The organism is Methylobacterium sp. NMS14P (assembly GCF_028583545.1).
Classification (GTDB): domain Bacteria; phylum Pseudomonadota; class Alphaproteobacteria; order Rhizobiales; family Beijerinckiaceae; genus Methylobacterium.
In genome coordinates this window covers 1608387-1625533 of sequence record NZ_CP087106.1, presented here as the reverse complement: position 1 = coordinate 1625533, position 17147 = coordinate 1608387, and the positions used below count along the sequence as shown (strand labels likewise).

Annotated in this window: 14 protein-coding genes; 8 read left to right on the top strand and 6 right to left on the bottom strand. The window is 67.2% G+C overall.

Features of this window, described 5'->3' with window-relative positions:
* Positions 1–315: 315 nt before the first annotated feature.
* The 4 genes from LOK46_RS07655 (at position 316) to LOK46_RS07640 (ending at position 5914) form a co-directional block, all read left to right on the top strand.
* Entirely contained in the window at positions 316–942 is a 627-nt protein-coding gene (locus LOK46_RS07655; RefSeq protein ID WP_273563226.1) for a DUF2268 domain-containing putative Zn-dependent protease, read from the top strand.
* Positions 943–1168: 226 nt separating this feature from the next.
* On the top strand, positions 1169–1927 hold the full coding sequence (locus LOK46_RS07650) for a glyoxalase superfamily protein (RefSeq protein WP_273563225.1): 759 nt from the start codon (positions 1169–1171) through the stop codon (positions 1925–1927).
* Positions 1928–2623: 696 nt separating this feature from the next.
* Complete coding sequence (locus tag LOK46_RS07645) at positions 2624–4735, top strand: TonB-dependent receptor (RefSeq protein WP_273563224.1); 2112 nt, start codon at positions 2624–2626, stop codon at positions 4733–4735.
* A gap of 492 nt (positions 4736–5227) precedes the next feature.
* Complete coding sequence (locus tag LOK46_RS07640) at positions 5228–5914, top strand: recombinase family protein (RefSeq protein WP_273563223.1); 687 nt, start codon at positions 5228–5230, stop codon at positions 5912–5914.
* Positions 5915–6003: 89 nt separating this feature from the next.
* Here LOK46_RS07640 and LOK46_RS07635 read toward each other — a convergent pair whose 3' ends face one another.
* The 4 genes from LOK46_RS07635 to LOK46_RS07620 all read right to left on the bottom strand — a co-directional run bounded on the left by LOK46_RS07635 (position 6004) and on the right by LOK46_RS07620 (position 12002).
* Entirely contained in the window at positions 6004–6267 is a 264-nt protein-coding gene (locus LOK46_RS07635) for a hypothetical protein (RefSeq protein WP_273563222.1), read from the bottom strand.
* 546 nt (positions 6268–6813) lie between these two features.
* The gene (locus LOK46_RS07630) at positions 6814–9528 is read right to left on the bottom strand and encodes a DUF3987 domain-containing protein (RefSeq protein ID WP_273563221.1); all 2715 of its coding nucleotides are present in this window, start codon (positions 9526–9528) and stop codon (positions 6814–6816) included.
* Between the two features lie 115 nt (positions 9529–9643).
* Entirely contained in the window at positions 9644–10093 is a 450-nt protein-coding gene (locus tag LOK46_RS07625; protein WP_273563220.1) for a hypothetical protein, read from the bottom strand.
* Between the two features lie 754 nt (positions 10094–10847).
* Entirely contained in the window at positions 10848–12002 is a 1155-nt protein-coding gene (locus LOK46_RS07620) for a tyrosine-type recombinase/integrase (protein WP_273563219.1), read from the bottom strand.
* 585 nt (positions 12003–12587) lie between these two features.
* Between LOK46_RS07620 and LOK46_RS07615 the strand changes: the two genes are divergently transcribed.
* The 4 genes from LOK46_RS07615 to LOK46_RS07600 are packed head-to-tail and all read left to right on the top strand — an operon-like array spanning position 12588 to position 15880.
* Positions 12588–14042, top strand: a complete 1455-nt coding sequence (locus tag LOK46_RS07615; RefSeq protein ID WP_273563218.1) for an FAD-binding oxidoreductase — start codon at positions 12588–12590, stop codon at positions 14040–14042.
* 17 nt (positions 14043–14059) lie between these two features.
* Positions 14060–14473, top strand: coding sequence for a DUF4383 domain-containing protein (locus LOK46_RS07610; protein ID WP_273563217.1), 414 nt, complete (start codon positions 14060–14062; stop codon positions 14471–14473).
* Complete coding sequence (locus LOK46_RS07605) at positions 14470–15597, top strand: hypothetical protein (protein ID WP_273563216.1); 1128 nt, start codon at positions 14470–14472, stop codon at positions 15595–15597. Before LOK46_RS07610 ends, LOK46_RS07605 begins: the two co-directional genes overlap by 4 nt.
* Entirely contained in the window at positions 15581–15880 is a 300-nt protein-coding gene (locus LOK46_RS07600; RefSeq protein ID WP_273563215.1) for a hypothetical protein, read from the top strand. The genes LOK46_RS07605 and LOK46_RS07600 overlap by 17 nt, the downstream gene beginning before the upstream one ends.
* Before the next feature lie 46 nt (positions 15881–15926).
* Here LOK46_RS07600 and LOK46_RS07595 read toward each other — a convergent pair whose 3' ends face one another.
* A complete protein-coding gene (locus LOK46_RS07595; protein WP_273563214.1) occupies positions 15927–16271 on the bottom strand; it encodes a hypothetical protein in 345 nt (114 codons plus the stop codon).
* On the bottom strand, positions 16268–17146 hold the full coding sequence (locus LOK46_RS07590) for a hypothetical protein (RefSeq protein ID WP_273564557.1): 879 nt from the start codon (positions 17144–17146) through the stop codon (positions 16268–16270). The genes LOK46_RS07595 and LOK46_RS07590 overlap by 4 nt, the downstream gene beginning before the upstream one ends.
* Between the last annotated feature and the right edge of the window lies 1 nt (position 17147).

Sequence of the window (17147 nt, the reverse complement as noted above, 5' to 3'; positions counted from 1 at the left end):
GAAACTCTCTCCCTGACCGGCGTCCCAGCGGGTGGGACCTCGCTGTCTGCTTCGATGGCGATGCATTCAAAAGCGGCTGCGCCGCTTTCGGCCAGTTCCGGTCGCACTGGCGGACAACTCTGAATGACTGGGTTGGGTGGAATTTCTGCCGGTCCGCTGTCGGGCAGCAATGGCGTGAAGCGGACGTCGCCGCCCCGCCCGTCTCCAAGAGCCGGCGGGTTGTCCCGTCCTGCCACCAACGGCAGGATGAGGCTATGGAGCCCGACGAGGTTCAGGATGACGTGGCGGCTACATTGGCTTGAGGCGTCCGGCGATATGAGCGCGTGGCGCGCCATCGTTGCCGAGGAGGTCGAGGTTGCTCGAAAGGCTGTAGCGGGCGTTCTGCCGGTGTCGCCGCTCGATATCCTCGTGCAGCGGTTGCCTGGCGCGGTGATCCCGGAGACCGGCACGACGGGACAAGCCATGCGCCCTGGCTTGTTCTCTCTCACCATCGATCCCGACAACCCCAACTTTGCGCGATCGCTGCGTGATGGGGATCTGCGCCGGACTGTGGCGCACGAGGCTCACCACTGCATGCGCATGGACGGCCCCGGCTACGGTTGGACACTGGGTGAGGCCCTCGTGAGCGAGGGCCTGGCGGGGCAGTTCGTCAGCCGCCTGTTCAACTCGCCGCCCGACCCATGGGAATGTGCCGTGACCGACGAGGTGCTGGCGGCCAACCTTCCCGATGACGCGACGCTCGTGGGTAACGGGCACGACCACCGCGCATGGTTCTTCGGCGTCGGAGGAAGGTATCCGCGCTGGCTCGGCTACACCCTCGGCTATCGGATCGTGGGCGACTGGCTGGAGACGGGGGCCGATCTCAGTGGTGACGCCTGGGTTAGCGTCTTGGCGAATGAGGTCATTGACGCAGCGCGCGGGCGCACCCTGTCGGACCTCTGACCCCTCGGCCAGAGAGGCTGGCTTCCTACCCTCATAGGGCAACAGGCGGTTGACGCGGTCGGCGGTGTGATGCTCTCCTGCGAGCAGGCTGATGCGGCCTGCCGCTCGCGTCCCTCGGGATACGGTGAACGCATCGATGGACGAGATCGCGGTCCCTGACTTAGGGTCGGCCGGTCGGCAAAGCGGGCACTGACAGTGCGGTCGATCCGGTTCGGGGATCATCAGCATGCCCACCATCGAAGATGCCAAGTCCATGGCCCGCGCCGTGGAAAGCGCTCTACGTGCCAAGAACGTCGCCATTACCCATGGTGAGTGCCTCGACATCGTGGCCCGCCAATTCGGATTGAAGGACTGGAACGTCCTCTCTGCTCAGGCCAAGCGATCTGAGGATACCGCACGCCGCCGCATCACCGCGCTCAAGGGGTGGGCGCTGCTGGCCGAGCATCCTGAGGCCTACGACCACGGAGCCGATGCTGACCCAATGGTCCGCGGCGGCTGTGCCGCCCTCATCCGGCACGATCCCGTGCTCGGGCTGCGGCGCTATCCCGACCCGGCCCGCGCGTTCGGCTGCTACGTGCAGACTGTGTCAGCCGTGCCGTTTCACGGCCAGCGGGTCGCGATCAGCGCCAAGCTGCGTTGCCAGGACGTGACCCATGGGGCGACGCTGTGGGCCCGGGTCGACGCGATGCCGGGAAACACCTTCGCCTTCGACAACCTGAAGGATGCCGCCGACGGCTGGCTGTTCGGTAGCAGGCCGTGGGTCGAACGTCGCGTGGTGTTGGATGTATCGGCCGAGGCAATCTCCTTGCACTTCGGCTTCTTCCTGAAGGGTCGTGGCACTCTTTGGGCTGCGGTTTTTCGCGTTGAAGAGGCCTCAACAGCGGCGTTGACAGCTCCACCAGCTCCACCACAGTCACGGGCGGCCGCGTGGATCACACCGACAAACCTGACGTTTTCGGAGGTGATTGAGCTCTCGTCTGTTTGATCGCTATCGCGCGGCGATCCAGTTGCAAATCGTGGTTCGCATGGCGGCGAACGTCATACCGTGCGAACCGAGCCGAGCGGATGACCTCTTTCCTGCCCAGCGGCCGACGAGTGTCCGCTTCTGGGAAAGTTCGATGGCAGTCCGGGCGGCTGGGTAGGGTCGGGTGCGGAACGGCGGCTCGGGGTGGATTTTTGCCGGTCTACTTAAGGGCGGCTGGGGCATCAAAGCGAAGACCACTCTCCCGCTCCCTCAACCTTGCCAGCCTCAACACTTTCCGTTGGCAATATAAGTCAAGTTAATAGCTGCGCTGCGGCTTGATATCCGCGATGTTTCATATTAGGCCGATCTACAAAGATCCATAAAGCGCTGCTGTTGCTCAATTTGTACTAGCGAATTCGCTGCAGATACAATTTGGAATAATTCGTTTTTTGTTGCCTCAAAGGCACTTGCTCGCCTCACTGTGAAAATTGCTCTTGTTCACCTCTGCGTGATCGCGTAATCGCAGCTTAATCCATCAAATTGATTGGAAGTTTACACGAGTTCCAGGCTGCCAGATGGCCGTCTGCTGGTATAATTGCCGGATTATTGCAGGGCGTAGCGATGCGTAAGCTTGAGTCTGTCCTTAGAACTACATCGATCCACGCTTTGATTGGCGCAGCTTCGCTGGGCCTTAGCTGGACGAGCCTAACCCAACAGGTGATCGCCCAGGAGGCCGTGCAGCTCAATGAGCTCTCGGTAGCGAGTGCAGCAGGTAGTTCTGGAAGGGTTGGTCAGGGGGTCGGACTTCAGAAAGACTTGCCAGCACCCTATGCCGGTGGACAGTTCGCGCGCGGCGGATCCTTGGGTGTCCTCGGCACGAGAGATGCACTCAACACGCCTTTCAGCACAGTCAACTTCACGCAGCAGGTGATCCAGGATCAGCAGGCGCGAACCGCCGCCGATACGCTAGTCAATGACTCGTCCGTCCGTCTTACCACAGGCAGTAACGGGTTCGACGACACTTTCCAGATCCGCGGTTTCCCGGTCCCTGCCCAGGACGTTGGCCTGAACGGCCTCTATGGATTGATCTCGTCAAATCGCGTGGCCGCTCAATACATCGAGCGGATTGAGGTACTGAAAGGGCCAGGCGCGTTCATGTATGGCATTCCGCCTGGCGGCAGTGTCGGCGGCAGTATCAACATTGTGACCAAACGCGCTCTTGATGTCCCGCTTCTCCAAGTGACGCCACAGTACATTAGTCCCGGCAATTTTGGCGTTCACGTCGATGCCAGTACCCGCGGTGGCGAGAACAAGGAGTGGGGTATTCGCTTCAACGGCCTGGGTCGCACCGGGGAAGCCTCGATCAACGATGGCAACTGGCAGACCGGGCTCGGCGCTCTGTCGCTCGACTATCAAGGCGAACGCCTGCGCTGGGCGCTCGACGTCATCTCGCAGAACGACGACACCAAAAATTTCCGCCCGCAGATGACCTTGCGGTCCGACATCCCGTTCATCCCCCAACCACCAGACGCCCGCAGCAACTGGTACCCAGGGACGTTGCTCAACCAGCGGGACAATACCATTGCCTCTTTCGTCGAGTACGATATCACCGACTGGCTGACGGCCTACGGCGGGATCGGCTATCGCGCCGGCTCCAACCAGCAGACCTTCCCGGACTCGCGCGTGGCGGGCTTCACAAGCGGAGCCGACGCATTCGGTAACTTCCGGCTCATCAATGCCTATTATGACTCCTACAGCAGCTCGGTAAGCGGCAATGCGGGTATGAAGGCGCGCTTTGACACCGGGTTCATCAATCACTCGCTCAACTTCGTGTTCACTGGATTTAGCCGTGAAGATGGCTTCGCCTACGTCGCGAACACTGCCGCCCAATCGGTGCCTTCGAACATCTACAGGCCATCTCCGCTTCCTGTCGTGACAGGCGCGCGCCTCGATCCGCGTCGATCTTCAGACACGACCCTCACGAGCGTCGCCGTCGCGGACACGATGTCGTTCTTCGGCGATACGGTCCTGCTCACCGCCGGTGTTCGCTACCAGATGGTGAACCAACTAGCCTACAACACGACCACTGGCGCGCGGACGAGCGAGTACGATGCGGACGCGACGTCGCCACTTGCTGGGATTGTGGTCAAGCCTTGGCAGAACGTCGCACTCTACGCAAATTACGCTGAGGGCCTGACATCCGGCACCATTGTGGGACCCGGCTATAGCAATACGGGAGCGATCCTCAGCCCTTACAAATCGGATCAGCAGGAGGTCGGTATCAAGGTCGACTGGGGCACTATTACGACAACGGCCGCCTTGTTCCAGATCAGCCGGCCGAGCCAAGTGCAGACTGCATCCGGTGCGCTTGCCTACGACGGCGAGCAGCGTAATCAAGGGTTGGAATTGTCGGCGTTCGGAGCGATCTTGCCGAACCTGCGCGGCTTTGCCAGTGCGACTTTCCTCCGCCCTGAATTGACCAAGCCGACCAATCCGGTCCAACGTGGGAATGACGCTCCTGGCGTTCCAGATCTGACTGTCTCTGCTGGCCTTGAATGGGATACGCCCTGGGTTCCTGGGCTCTCGTTGAATGGCAGGGTGATCTACACGTCCGGCTCCTATCTCACTACCGCCAACACGCTGCGCTTTCCGGACTGGGCCCGCTTTGATCTGGGCCTCCGCTACTCAACGATCGTCTACGATCAGCCGGTTACGCTGCGGTTCAATGTTGAGAACATAGCCGATAACCGCTACTGGCTCACGACAGGCACCTTCGTCACTGTTGCCTCACCTCGAACGTTCATTATTTCAGCGTCGATCAATTTCTAAGCAAGCGCCGTGATGAAAGTATCCTAACAGCGATATGCCCAGCATGGGATCCACAACTGGGCATATATGTTCGGCGCTAAATAGCTGCCGACACCTTGGCCGTATTTGACGAGCGGCTCACAGATGTCTGCTTCTGGGGCTCCTCGACGGCGGTCCGCATGGCTGGTCTGGGTCGATAGATGCCCGTCCGCTTTTTTCGGCGTGTAGGTTCCAAAGCGGACCAGCCAACGATGGTCGTGAGGACGCATGCAACGGCTCGGACAATTTGTCCGAAACGTTTCAACGAGCGCAATTTTGTCCGGGCGTCTGGCAAACGCTGACAGATCGCTGCGAGGGTGTACCCGGGGGCCGGGGGCCGGGGGCCGGGGCCGGGGGGCACCTGCGTGGTGCAACGATCAATGACGCCGCGACGCTCACCCAAGCAGCGTTGACATCGAGTCGTACCATATCATCATGAACAATCACCGTTGTGCAGGATGATATGGTCATTCGATGACCCATGGCCGCTTCATCTCATACCTGCGCGTCAGCACTGATCGTCAGGGCCGATCCGGTCTCGGGCTAGAGGCGCAACGTGCAGCCGTCACCGACTATCTAAACGGCGGCGCCTGGACGCTGATCGCAGAGGTCGTCGAGATCGAGAGTGGTGCTAAGAGCGATCGACCTGAATTGGATCGAGCCCTGGCGCTCTGCCGGGCTCACCGCGCGATCCTCGTCGTCGCCAAGCTCGACCGCCTTGCCCGCGACGCGCACTTCCTCCTGGGCCTGCACAAGGCCGGCGTCGACTTCCTCGCCTGCGACATGCCTTCGGCTAATCGAATGACCGTCGGCATCATGGCCGTAGTGGCCGAGGAGGAGCGGCGGATGATCTCTGCACGGACGAAAGCGGCGCTTGCTGCTGCGAAGGCGCGCGGTCGCGTACTCGGCGGCTTCCGCGGTCGAGCCGGTACGGGTGACGATACAGCCCGAGCCCGCGCTGCCCTCCAGTGCAACGCTGACGCGCGGGCGACAGCACTAGCGCCAATCCTGGAGCGACTCGATCCCGACGGTACGGCCTCGCTGCATGCTCTGGCGCGGGCGCTAACGGCCGAGAACGTGCCGACGGCGCGGGGGCACAGCCTATGGACGCCGGTCGCCGTGGCGCGCCTGCGAGCTCGCCTCGCACTCGCTTCGCAATAGCAGGCCACGCTGTGATCTAATCCTGCAAGCCCGGGGCTTGGTCGTGGTCGCCCTACCCTGCCCCGACGCAGTCCTCGAACGACCATGGGTCAGTCGAATAGGCCGCCGATCGATGGCTCGCCTTCGAGCTCGGTCATTTCGGCGTCAAGCCGCGCCAGGTGGGCACGAAACCTCGCCCGCAGCGCGTCCAGCTCGGCTCGATCCAGCGTGGGCGCTGAGGGTGCCTCCTGCATGATCGTATGGAGCCAGTGCCGGGCTTCGCGTGCGCGGCGCCCAAACGTCCGATCGCGTTCGCTGCCCGGTTTGTGCGTGTTCCTCCATGCCTCCAGCCGCGCCAGCTCCTCGGCGGTCATGGCGGCGATCTCAGCGCGCCGCTGTCTGCGTTTGCGAGCTTTGTGTGCGTCGCTACGCGGCTTGCCGGTCGGAAGGCCGTCCGGAAATCCCGGCGTGTGCCAGCCAGCCGGCCCATCGCCGCGTGGGGTGGCTCCCCCGTGAAAGCGGCAGCGGGTGCGCCCTTTAGCGGGCGTCTGTCGGCACGGCTCGCCGGTTGATCGGGCCATGGCACCACACATTGGGAAAGTTTCGCGCTCGGCATGGAAGCGCCGCAGCGCCCGAGCCCCAATGGACGGGAAGTCCGGCCGAACGGTGCGGCCTGAGCCTTGTGATTCAGGGCGCGTGCTCGCGGGGGGACGGCGGCGGCTCACGGCGTTCCTCCATGCGGTATGTCGTTCCGACCTCCACAGCCCCGATGGGCTATCTCATCCAGCGCCGGCGATGCCGCTCGCGTGCGCGCGAAGAAGTTCGGGAATGAAGGGGTCTGTGGAATATAAAGGTAGAAGAGAGAGGAAAGAGACATACCTATCGCGCACGCGAGCGGCATTGTCGGCGCCTCTTGGGCCTCAGACATCGCGAAGCTCCCGTTTCGCCGACAATGCCGCTAGCATTTGGGTGTGCGCTTGGGTGCGCCGCGCCTTCTCACGGTCGGCTCGTTCGGCGAACCGCACATGGATTCTCGGATCGATAGTCCACTTCGTCGGCCCGTCCGCGCCCATCTCAGCGACCGCTACCCATCCAGCGTCCGCGAGCGCGCGCATCGCGGAGCGCGTAAGGTGCCGTTTGCCGCTGAGCGGCCGCCTCGCCTTCTCAATGTCTCTTGCCGTTACGGACAAGATGTCTGGTCGCGTGAGCAGATATCCGGCCACCTCGCGCGCCTCGACCATCTCTTCCGCCGGCTCGCAGAACTCGGTGTAGAAGCGCAGAGCGTGGCGGACGAGGAACGCGACGAAGCGAGATGCGCGTTGCGCGGTCTCACCGGTCACCTCGTGTCCCGACTCTGTCGACACGCCTCCCGTTAGATCCCAGGTGTCGAGCGCGTGGAACGTCAGGGCGATCCGGTAGATCAGCCCCTCCCATTTGGATATGTGCCCTTCCCACGCCGCTGAAGCACCCGGCAGGCGACCCAGCGCCCGTACCCGCGCCCATGTTCCGGTTAGGATCGTGCGGGCCTCCGGCGAGAGCTGCACTGTACGCCCGGCCGCCGCGCGGAGCGCGAACATCCCACGCACCGCTCGCTCGTACTCGGCGACCGCAGCACCGTCTGCGGGCACATCGAGCGGCGTCCGCTCCGCACCGTCATCTGTCACGAAGATCAGGCGCTGTAGGAAGCCGTCAGTGCCGAGGTTTTGCGCGTGCTGACGGATTTTGTCTGGCTGCGTCGAGGCGATGAGGCCCATCAGGGCACTGTCGGCCCGTGTGGAGCCCGTCATGCGATCGACGCTGATGTCGCCGCCATCGATCAGGCGAAGCATGGTGCTTCGATCGCCGTCGCCGTTGCGCTTATAGGCTCCGAAGCTGCCGAGAAACGCGAACAGCTCGTCGGGCGCGCGAATGATCCCGCACGGATTGTCTGCATGGATGCGAACCTGCTTCTCCAGGGTCGCATCATCGACCCAGAGCCGCCGCATGGGCGGTGCAGGTGGGAGTCCTCCGGCTGCCTCACGCTTGCTCTTCGCCGCCCGCACCATGGCTTCGCGAGCGGCCTGCTCCTGGCAGCTCTGGCGATACAGCTCGCGATCAATCTGTTTCACCGGTCGCAGTACCGCAGCGATCGTGGGCGACTTTTTCCGACCGGGCCGAGCCACAATCACCACGGATAATGTGGCCGGCACGCTGAAGTCGGAGCTGTGCGCGTTCACCTGGAGCTTGAGCGCGTTGCCAATCGTGCCAGCGAGAGCCGCCACGGCCGCGGTCGCAACGAAGCTCTCAGGAACGCCCATCTGGGTCGCGATGGTGCTCGCGATTCCTTCCACCACGCTTGGCAGGCTTCCAGCGGGCGGTGCCGACAGATCCGCTGGATCGTCGTCCCCGAAGATGTCCACCGGGCCGCCGTGATCCTCGGTAGTTTCCTTGGCGGTCGCTCCGGCGTCCTCCTCTATTGGCTTGAAGAAATCGCTCGGCCGGGCGCTCGGTTTGACCCTGGCCAGCGCGGTCGCAACCGTCCTGCGCAGGTAGTATTCCGCCCGCTCGTCGTGATGGGCATCCGCCTCCGCCTCGAACTTGTCTGGCGAGTGCGCCGCGACAAGAGCGGCGACCTCCGATGGATCGGTGAAGCCGGCCTCAATCAGCGTGGCGGCGATCGCGTAATCTCGATCCGAGCGGCCGCCCTGCGGGGCCGGCTCCCGGCTCAAAAGCTTGTCCAGCCGCGGACGCTCGCGGCGAGCCTCCTTCAGGCGCGCAGCCAGTTCCGGGTCGAGCCTCTCCGGATCGCCGCGCGCTTCCCAGGCGGCGCCGAGATCGAACTCGGTCGTCTCCGTGATTGCCGACTCGTCGGCGACCGGCGGTGCTACCTTCGCGAGATCGTCGAGCGTGTGGAAGCGCCAAGGCTTGAGCACCTTCCCGCTCGCGAGGGCCGGTTGACGGCCGCGCTTCCGCTTACTCGCGTTCGGCAGGTTGATCGTCCAGGGTATGCGGAAGAGGTGTGCGGCGTCGCTTGTGGCGTCGCCGCCGTAGTGCTGAGCGAGGGCACGTGCCTGCGCCTCGACGGCTGCGATGTTCTCGGATGTGGCAGACAGGGCTTTGGGAAACAGGAAGACCATCTGTATTCCGCCGCCGCTGTCGATGACGGCACTCGGCCCATTCGGATCCTCGATATGCCGCTTTGCCTCGCCCAACAGTCTTTGACGCTCGCGCTCGAACCCGCCGGGCTCCGCCTCGACGTCCCGCTGCGGATCCTGATCTATGACGATGCCCCGCAATGCCGACAGATCTTGGCGCTTCACGCGACCTGACTTGCCAGTTTGTCTCTCCGGGTGGAGTGGCGCGTTTAAGAGGAAATGCAGATTGGCTTTGCCCTGATGTGACTCGATCCATGCGACGAGCTCATCCCGCTCGTCTGGTACCGCGAAGGTAGCCCCGTGGCAGGCTCCCGTGATGGGATGGATGGCCGCGACCGAGAGCTGCCCCGAACAGACAAGGTCGATTAGAAAGGAAGCGGCCTGATCCGTATTCCAGGCCGGGAGCAACGCCGCAGCCGGCCCGGCACTCGCAGCGGTCAACGCCTCGGGATCGACAAGCTGCGATCCGACCCGCACGGGCTCATGACCGTTCGCGTCCATGACGATTCTCCTGCGGGTGGCGGTGTCATCCGACGCCCACATTCAGGATAGGAAAGTCGAAGCGGCCCCCTGGTGCGGGAGTTGCCGGCTCGTGCTCAGCAGGGAGGTGACGATCTCAAGGTGGATCATAGAGGAGCGCATCGCGGTGGTTTGGCTGGCGCTCCCATGACCAGGCTCCACGCGTCGGCCATTGGGTCCGAGAGGCGATGGCGTCGAGCTGGCTGGCGTGGTTCGGCGCGAAGCGCCTGACCTGATCGAGCGCGCGACTGATGCAAGCGCGGTTGTTTTTTCGATACTGTGCGGGCATCCGAACGTAACAGACGAACGAGACGCCATGTCCGTCATGCGCGTAGAGGAGCGCGTTACTTCTCCTGCCAGCGCCGTGTGGCGCTACGTCAGTTTTGAGCATCGGTCGGAGTTGTATCAGGCACTCTGGGTTCGGATCAAAGAATTTCCGATTGCCCGCGTCGACATCCGGTTCGACCGCCAGCTCTACATTGTTGAGACCTGTTTCATCGGCGGTCAGAAACCACGCAAACATTGTGTTGCCCTGGGAGGCGCTCATAGCAGTCTCCTCAGCGCAGCGCGGCGCGAGCTGCCTCGGATCGCTTCGCCCGAGCTGCAGCGCCACGAGTCCCAGGCCGCCAAGGCTCAGCGTTTTCGACCAGCGTGAGCACACCCGAGGTCTCGACGACGACCCGACCGGCGAGACGCCGGAGCGTGAGCCGGCCATCAGAAGCGAGGCGGTAGATCGTGCTCCGCGAAAGCCCGGTCACCTCGGCCGCCACGTCCATCCGTAGATGAGGGCGCTTCTGCCACGGGATGGCGTCGGGACGCTCGCGATGCTTAGAGGTTGGACGTGACATGCTACAGCCCGCCTTTGTCTGATCTGTCTGAAGACAAAGAGACACGGCTTCGTAGGGGCGTCACGGCGGGGCTAAAATGATTCCCTATCTGGCTGTGCGATAAGCATAATCAGTCGAAAGTCCATCTGCTATCTTTTCGACGGTCTTTCCGCTTGCGTGCCTCGCTTCGGTCTCGCCGCAGCCGCCGCTTTACAGTCTCCTCCTTGATCCCGTTCCCTGTCCCCTCTGCCGCTAGTTGCTTCGCGAAGCCGGCTTTGTTGAAGCCGACCTCCATCTGAATGAAGCGCAAGATCATTGGCTTCAGCGCCACAGGCGGGCGCCCACGTCTCTCGGGTTTTCGAACTATGGGATCGCCAGAGCGGCTCGTTTCCGGATCGTAGGATCGGCTTCCGGGCGGCCGACCGCGGAGCTTGCCGGCCTTCGTCCACTTCTTCTTGGCGCGCTGCCGCTCCGTCACGCTGCGGCTCCGTCGACAGGCTGCAGCGTGGCGACTGCGCTCGGCGCCAGGGGGGTGACGGCTCGACGGGCGATCTCCTCCGTCGCCTCGACGATGTAGGCGGAGTAGTGGTCCTCGATCATCTGCACGCTGGTGTCGTGGAGCGCCGCGACGAGCCTCACCGGCACGCCGGCACTCAGCGCCCGTACGATCGAGCTATGGCGCAGGCACAGCATGACTGTCCCAGGAGGCGCCTCTGCGCGGGTCCGGGCTCTGTCCCATAGGCGCAGCGCTGCCGAGGCCGTGGCCCAAGGCCCCCTATCAACCCGCTCCCAGGTAACGGGCCCGACCTGTCGATGCCGCCAGTGCAGCAAGAGTGGCTCGTGCCCTCGACGGCCGGCGAGGGCGACCTGGAGCCGCTCGATCACGTCAGCTCCGACCGGCACGGCGATCGGCGTCGGGCGCTTGCCGGCGCGCCCTTTGTTCGAGGGCGGCACCATGATCCTGCCACGCGCGGCCTGCACGTCGTCCACGGTGGTCCTGGCGACCTGAGAATGGCGAGCTCCTGTGGCTGCCATGACCAGCACGAGCCGCCCGAAATCACCGGTCTCGTCGACGACGAAGGCCGCGTCGACAAGGCGGCGGATCTCGGCATCAGGCAGGACCTGCTTGCGCGCGCTCGACCCTGCTGAGTTCGCCTTCGTGCCGGCACGGATCTCGGCGGCAAGCGTAGCTGGAAGCACGCGACGATGGTGTTCTGCGGCTGCGTTGAGCGCAGCGCGCAGGTCGTTCAGCAGCCGGTTGACGGTCGTGGGTTGCAACTCGCTCGATAGACGCTGTCGCCAAGTCCGGATGGTGCTCGCGTTGAGCTTCGCCAACTGCGTCTCGGCGAAGGCTTGATCGGAGAGGACGTGCTTTCCGAGGCGCTTCTCGGCGTCCTTCCCCGCTGTGGGGGCACGCTCTGAGCGAGCAGCGACATAGGCCTGGACAGCCGTGCGCACGCTCGGGACCTCGGCATCGTCCCCCTCCCCTTCTCCGTCGAGACGACGTACCTGAGCGCGCGCCCAGTCGATGGCTGCCGTAACGGCAGCTGGGTACGAGAGGGCATCCGGATCCGAGCCAGGATCGTCAGCTTGGGCGAGGCGTTGCTCGACGCGGTTCCCATCGATCACCAGCTTGACGATCCAGGTACCCGGTCCTCGCGCTGGCTTGCGGTAGCCCAGGCTGACGCCACCTCGGCCTCCCGAAACACCCTGCCAGCGTGGATTCTTGGCCGACGGAAGTCGGACCCGCTTAGCGACGCTATCGAAGCTGCTAGGCTTTGCCATTGATCGGTCTCACAGAGCGTCTCACACAGACGGTGAGACCAACTATGATAGCAGGAGACGAAAAAAGCGAGCGTGCAGAGGGAAGTGGGGAGTTCACTTCTGTCCGCTTTGTCTCGTGGCGGCCCTTTCACGGCGAAAACACGGGTTCGATTCCCGTAGGGCGCGCCAGGGTTTTCAAGCACATCGTCCAGACCGGTTCGAGCGCCGTCCGGGTCGCCTCCGTCCCGGAGACCTGCCGACGGCCGGAACGGTCCGCCGTCGGGCTGTTGACCGCGCCCTGCCCATGCTGCTGATTGCCCCGCGTCGCACCGGCGGGCGGCGCACCGTGCGCGATCTCACGCCGCCGGATCCGAACCCGTCGCAGGGTTGGCCGGCGGGCGATCCGGCCGCCCCATCGGCGCGAATCGAGGGCGGGCATCGAGGGCGGGCATGGCCGGGACAGGACCGAGCAGGCGCAGGATCCTCGCGGGCGGCGGCGCCGTGGCGGCCGCCGCGCTGCTGCCGCGGGCGGCCCGGGCCGCGCCGCGGACCATCCTGAACGACGCGAGCGGCCTCAACCCGACCCCGGTGACGCGCCACGCCGTCCTCCCGACAGGCTCGACCGAGGCCCTGATCGAGGCCGTGCGCGCCGAGATCAGGGACGCCGCCGCCGGCGGGCGGCCGGTCGCCGTCGGCGTCGCCCGCCATTCCATGGGCGGCCAGAGCCTCGCCCGCGACGGGACCGCCGTGACCCTGGAGGGCGGCCCGATCGAGCCCGACAAAGCCGCCGGCCTCTACCGCGTCGGTGCCGGCGCGCGCTGGTCGCAGGTCATCCGGCAGCTCGACCGGATCGGGTTCTCGCCCGCGGTGATGCAGTCGAACAGCGATTTCGGGGTCGGCTCGACCTTCAGCGTCAACGCCCACGGCTGGCCCGCGCCGTACGGCCCGTTCGGCTCCACGGTCCGCGCCCTCCGCCTCGTCCTGGCCGACGGCAGCCTCGTGACCTGCTCCCGCACCGAGAACGCCGAGCTGTTCGGGCTGGCGATGGGCGGCTACGGCCTGTTCGGCGTCGTGGTCGACCTCGTGGTCGAGATGGTGCCGAACCGCCTCCTGACGCCGACCTTCGCGGTGATGCCGGCCGCCGCCTTCGCGCCGGCCCTCGTGGCGGCGGTGGCGCGCGACGCGCGGCTGCGCATGGCCTACGGCCGCCTCTCGGTGGCGCAGGCCGGGTTCTTCGACGAGGCGATCCTCGTCACCTACGCGGAGGCCGGGCACCCGCCGCAGGTCCTGCCCGCGGCGGCCGCGCAGGGGGCGTTCTCGGCGGTCTCGCGGGAGATCTACCGCGCCCAGGTCGGCAGCGAGTTCGGCAAGCGCGCCCGCTGGATCGCCGAGACCCGGCTCAACCCGGCCCTGGATCCCGGCCTCGCCACCCGCAACAGCCTGATGAACGAGCCGGTGGCCAACCTCGCCTCGCGCGACCGCGGCCGCACCGACATCCTGCACGAGTACTTCGTCCCGCCCGAGCGCTTCGACGCGTTCCTCGCCGCCTGCCGCGACACCATCCCGAGCTCGGGCTGCGACTGCCTCAACGTCACCCTGCGCTACGTGGCGGCGGACCCGGACTCGACGCTGGCCTACGCGCCCGCCCCGCGCATCGGCGCGGTGATGTCGTTCTCGCAGGGGCTCACCCCCGGCGACGAGGCCGCGATGATGCGCATGACCGAGGCCCTGATCGAGCGCGTCGTGGCGATCGGCGGGGCGTATTACCTGCCCTACCGCCTGCACGCCCGGCGCGACCAGATGGCCCGGGCCTATCCGCGGCTGGACGCCTTCGTGGCGGCCAAGCGCCGGTACGATCCGGGGCTGCTGTTCCGGAACGCCCTGTGGTCGACCTACCTGGCCTGAGCGCGCAAGGAGCCGCCATGACATTCTCGCTTCCCCGGGCGGCCGCCCTCGCCTTCGCGGCCATCCTGCTGTTCGCCGCCGCCACTGACTACGTCCCGGCCTTCCGGGACGCGGAGGGCCGCGTCTTCGGCCTGTTCCGGCTCGACGTCTACAAGGACGCGCTCCACCTCGCCTCCGGCCTGTGGGCGCTCGCCGCCGCCCTGTGGTCGCGGTCGGCCGCCGTGACCTTCCTGCGCGCCTTCGGGGCGATCTACCTCCTCGACGGCGTCGTCGGCGCGCTCACCGGGTCGAGCTTCCTCGACCTGTCGCTGTTCCTGAAGGGCTTCCAGGACAGCCCGCTCCTCTCGAACGGCCCGCACCTGAGCCTCGGTCTCGCCGGCGTCGTGCTCGGCTGGTGGCCGCGGCGCGGCGCCGCGACGGTCGCGGCGTGAGCTCCCGTCCCGCCCGCCGCCGCTGGCGGCCCGCCCGCTGGGCGGCCGCCGGCCTCGCCCTCGTCGCGCTCGCCTGCGCCCTGCCGGTCGCGGCGATCGAGGGGGGCTGCGCGGTCGCGCCCGATCCCGCCCTGCAGGGGCGGGCGGGGGGCGGCTCGCGCTTCGGGATCGCCCCCGAGGGCTACAAGCGCGCGGCCGGCGACAGCTACCTGACCTTCCCCGAATGGGACATCGTCCACGCCTACGCGGACCTCGCCGGGGTGACGCGATCCGCCTCGGAATCGGCCTTCGACTACTGGGCGGCGACGACGGGCTTCTGGACGAGCCTGTGCGGGGCGACCCGGGCGGCCGGGCGCACCGGCGACGTCACCGCGGGCCAGAGGGTCACCAACTACGTCATCGGCCTCAGCTTCACGGCCGAGATGCTGATCCAGGGCGCCTACGAGCGCACCCTCGGGGCGCTGACCGCGCGGTGGCGGGGGCCCGAGCCCACGGACGAGGATCGCTTCAACGCCCGGCTGCTCGCGGACTACGCCGCGTTCCTGCGCCAGACCCCCTGGTACCGCTACCCGTTCGACGCGGAGCTGTCCCGGCTCTGGCACGAGGTCGCGTTCACGCCGTCCCTGCGGGCGGTCGAGCGGCGCGGCGCGCTCACGCTGCAGTACGGGGTGAAGTGGGCCTACGCGCGGGGGATCGCGTGGCTCGCCGGGATGGACCCGGCCGGCCTGACGATCCGCAGCGTCGTGGCGGGGCTCGACGCCTCCGACGCGGCCGCCGACCCGCGCATCGCCCTCCTCGGCCCCGTCCCGGCCGGCGACGGCGGACCGGCCGCCCTGATGGAGACGCCGCGCTACCGGGCCTTCACGGAGATCGTCCGGGGCCTCTGCGATCGCGGCCGGACCGTGCTGGAGATCGCCGGCAACCGCCGGATCCTCACCACCGTCCTCCTGCCGCCGGGCCGGACGGTCACCCTCGCGGGGGCCGAGCCGCTGTTCGCGATGCCGATCCAGTCGGAGCCGGGCTGGCAGCGCGTCGGCTACGACACCGCGGTGGAGCAGCTCGTCGCGCAGATCCGCGCCGTGGAGGCCGCGGGGGGCCGGTTCGAGCATGCCTACGACTACTGATCGGCGCCCGCGGCGCGGCCTGCCGGTCGGCGCCGCCGCGGCGGCGCTCGCCGGGTGGCTGGGCGTGACCGCGCTGACCGCCCTCGCGGTCCAGCCGGAGACCGTGGTGGCCCTCGGCAACCCCGCCGCCCTGGCGGCCGCCGACGACGGGGCCCTGGTCTCGGCCGGCCGCGCGTACCTGGTGATCCGGCCCGCCGCGCCGGGCGCGGTCCGGCGCCTCTACGCGGGCGGCGCCTGGCTGGTCCTGCCGGCGCCCGGGACCGGCTGCCTCGGCGCGCGCTGAGGACGAGGCCCGCGGCGCGGCCCGTTCGCCGGACGGCGGGCGGTGCTCAGTAGGGATCGGAGCGCTCGAGGATCTCCTGCCCCATCAGCACGCAGCTCCCGGGCATCGGCGCGTAGATCAGCCGGATCCGATACGCGCCCTTGTAGATGCTGCCCTCCACCTCGATCACCTGGAAGCGCCGCGTCCCGACCAGGGACGCGACGGTGCCGACGGACCGGACGGACGCGGGATCGACCGTGGCCCGCGCGTCGCCGTCGCTGTGGAAGCGCAGCAGCTTGAGGGCCTGCCGCCCGGCGTCGGCCGCGCAGGGCGGTGCGGGCGCCGCGACCGCGGCGGTCGCGGCCGGCCCCGTCGCGGCGATCAGCGTCAGCGCCCGCAGGGTCCGTCTCATCGGCACGTGACTCCGTACTCGTGGACCTCGGGCAGATCGCCGTCGCCCGTCGTCGTCACCGAGAGCGTGCCGGCGGCCCCGGCGTACCGGAAGCTGCAATAGGCCAGGCCGGTCCCGGAACAGCCGTCGACCTCGGTCACGCCGCGCCGGGCGAGATCCCGCTCCCGCGCGTCGCCGCTCGGCGCGCCCTTCACCGGCGTCCAGCCCGCGGCGATCAGCGCCGTCCGGGCCTCGTCGATCGGCCGGCCGCGGATGGCGGGGATCGATCCGCGGCCGCCGCAGACGGACTCGACCTTGGCCGGCGGCTCCAGCGACAGGACCCCGTCCGCGCGCACCGTCAGGTCGCCCACCGGAGACGGCGGCAGGTCGCCGTCCCAGAGGCGCACGCCGCCGGCGCGCGCCGCGATGCGGCCGACCGCGCCGGTCCGGCCGGCGCCGTACACGAGGGCGACGAGGCGCGCCCCGTCGAAGAGGCCGACATTGCCGTCCGCGACGAAGCAGGTGCCGCTCGGCCCCTGCTGCAGGTCGCTGGCGAAGCCGACGGCCCGGTAGCGGCCTAGCGCCGCTTCGCCGAGGAGGAACCAGTCCCGGGCGGCCACGGCCCGCGCCGCTTCGGACTGCGCCGGCACGACCTCGCCCGGGCAGCCGGCCCGGCGGCCCGCCCCGCCCGGGGCCCGCGGCAGCTCGGCGAGGGGCACGAAGCGCAGGCCCCTCACGGCGGAGGCGACCCGCGGCGGCGGCGCCCCGTCCTGCGCGGCGGCCGGTCCGGCGAGCGTCAGGCCGAGCGTCAGCGCGGCGACTCGGCCGCCGCGCCTGCGGGACGGCCTGGGGAAAGGAGCGGCGGCCGGCTCGGGCGTGGGGGCGTGCGGTCCCATC

Bases quoted from the DNA above. Each gene is read 5' to 3' on its own strand.
- LOK46_RS07650 (WP_273563225.1), top strand. From the start codon at position 1,169: ATGCCCACCATCGAAGATGCCAAGTCCATGGCCCGCGCCGTGGAAAGC.
- LOK46_RS07630 (WP_273563221.1), bottom strand. From the start codon at position 9,528: ATGGACGCGAACGGTCATGAGCCCGTGCGGGTCGGATCGCAGCTTGTC.
- LOK46_RS07625 (WP_273563220.1), bottom strand. From the start codon at position 10,093: ATGAGCGCCTCCCAGGGCAACACAATGTTTGCGTGGTTTCTGACCGCC.
- LOK46_RS07595 (WP_273563214.1), bottom strand. From the start codon at position 16,271: ATGAGACGGACCCTGCGGGCGCTGACGCTGATCGCCGCGACGGGGCCG.
- LOK46_RS07615 (WP_273563218.1), top strand. From the start codon at position 12,588: ATGGCCGGGACAGGACCGAGCAGGCGCAGGATCCTCGCGGGCGGCGGC.
- LOK46_RS07635 (WP_273563222.1), bottom strand. From the start codon at position 6,267: ATGACCGCCGAGGAGCTGGCGCGGCTGGAGGCATGGAGGAACACGCAC.
- LOK46_RS07655 (WP_273563226.1), top strand. From the start codon at position 316: ATGAGCGCGTGGCGCGCCATCGTTGCCGAGGAGGTCGAGGTTGCTCGA.
- LOK46_RS07640 (WP_273563223.1), top strand. From the start codon at position 5,228: ATGACCCATGGCCGCTTCATCTCATACCTGCGCGTCAGCACTGATCGT.
- LOK46_RS07600 (WP_273563215.1), top strand. From the start codon at position 15,581: ATGCCTACGACTACTGATCGGCGCCCGCGGCGCGGCCTGCCGGTCGGC.
- LOK46_RS07590 (WP_273564557.1), bottom strand. From the start codon at position 17,146: ATGGGACCGCACGCCCCCACGCCCGAGCCGGCCGCCGCTCCTTTCCCC.
- LOK46_RS07610 (WP_273563217.1), top strand. From the start codon at position 14,060: ATGACATTCTCGCTTCCCCGGGCGGCCGCCCTCGCCTTCGCGGCCATC.